The 1835-nt window shown below is 59.6% G+C and carries 2 protein-coding genes; both read right to left on the reverse strand.

Annotation, left to right across the window (positions count from 1 at the left end; all coding sequences use genetic code 11):
* On the reverse strand, positions 1-254 hold a 254-nt coding region (locus tag B7Y43_RS19980), incomplete at its 3' end, for an ATP-binding protein (protein ID WP_374133410.1).
* The gene (gene istA / locus B7Y43_RS19985) at positions 251-1771 is read right to left on the reverse strand and encodes an IS21 family transposase (protein ID WP_136954706.1); all 1521 of its coding nucleotides are present in this window, start codon (positions 1769-1771) and stop codon (positions 251-253) included. The genes B7Y43_RS19980 and istA, both read right to left, overlap by 4 nt.
* Positions 1772-1835: the final 64 nt, after the last annotated feature.

Here is a 1835-nt window from a genome sequence, read left to right on the forward strand (position 1 = left end):
TGCGGGAACTTGGCCATGCGAATGCGGCGTTCCACCATCCGGCGTTCGCGGTCGATCCGCTCGAGCTCGCATAGCCGCAGCAGATAGCGCGGATAATCGGCACGGTCTTGCGCTGCTTCAAAGGCGACCTTTTCATGCTCACGCGCAAAGGTTGGCAACTTGAGCGCCTTGAGGTGGTTGGCCAGCAACACCGCTGGCGGAACGCTGGTAGAAGTTTGCGCCATGGCAGGCAGCGGCATCAGGGACTCGGTCATGCCAATACTCCCGCCGGGGAACCGCCTGTCTGCGACAGCAAGCCCATATAGCTACGCGGGTCAGTGCGCCCGACATCTGCGCGTGGCAGGTGCGGATAAAACTGCAAGTCAAGCCGCGGTGGCCGCCGCTCGAGCCGCGCCAGCGCGATCATCTTCACGGCATCGAAGCTGATCGCCCCCAGATCCAAGGCATGAGCCACTGCCCATTCCACAAGGCTTTGCTCGAACCGCTCACAAAGCCGCAGCACCTGGATAAACTCGCGCCGCCCTTCTTTGCCGCTACGCGCCTCCATCAATCGCCGGATGCGATGCATTGGCTCGGCCAGAACCCAGCCATCAAGCGGTGCGGCCTGATCAAGTGCGCGCGGCTTTTGCTCCAGAAGCGCCAGGTAGTGCAACGGATTGGCGATGAAGTCTTCGCGTTCATAGCTGCGCGGATGCACCGCAATCTGTTCACCCCGGCAGATCACCGCGACACGGTCGACATAGCCTTTGATCACCACCTCCTGATGGGCATAGGCCGTGGGCACTGAGTAATCATTGGTGCGATAGCGCACCAGTGACATCGACGAGGCACGCCCCGTCACAATATGGCAGGGATCGAATGGCACCGCTGGCAGCGACATAAATGCTGCCAGATCGGCTTGCATGCGCGTCTCGATGTTTTCGCTGTGCCCGCGTAGCACTGCATGCCTGCGCTCCATGCATTGTTCGACAAAGCGCGCGTTCATGGCATCAAAGCTATCGGCAACCGGCATCGGAACCATGAAGTGCCGCCGCACATAACCGACCAGCCCTTCGACCTTGCCTTTGTCGTTGCCCTTGCCGGGCCGACCGAATTTGTCTTCGAACAGGTAATGGCTCTGCAGGGTCGAGAACATCCGGCTGCGCTCGCGCTTCCCGTCACCCAAGATCTGCGCCACAGCAAGTTTGGTGTTGTCATATAGGATCGATATCGGAATGCCGCCGAAGAAGGCGAAGGCTGCGACATGCCCATCACAAAAAGCCTCGGCCACCTCGGCAGGATAAGCTTTGATGAATGGCGCATCGCTGTGCGGCAGATCCATGCAGAAATAGTGGAACCGCACCAGCTTGCCGCCAATGATCCCGTCCGCCTCACCAAAATCGACCTGAGCGTGGCCAGGCTTATGGCTCAAGGGAATGTACACTTCGCGGCTGCGCAGCTTCGCCCCGGCCACGTAATCACGTACGATCGTGATGCCGCCGGTAAATCCATGCCCATCGCGCAGGCGCTCGAATATCCGCACCGCTGTATGCCGCTGCTTGGCATGCACGCTGCGATCATCTTCCAATATCTGATCGATGGTCTCGGTGAACCCGGACAACTTCCGGCTATAACTCACGCCTGTCCGACCATGCTCAGGCGGAGCCGGGAAGGCCAACATCTTGTCGACGGTCTTGCGGTTGATACCATAAAATCGCGCAGCAGAACGACGGCTCATCCCGTCTATCATCACAGCGCGGCGAACCTTGAGATAAAGTTCCACTCTCTTCACCCTCCGCCTCCGCGCAAAGGCGAAGGTCTAGCAGGAGTGGCCCCTTTTTAATCCGGTGCTACCG

This window comes from Sphingomonas sp. 28-62-20 (genome assembly GCF_002281505.1).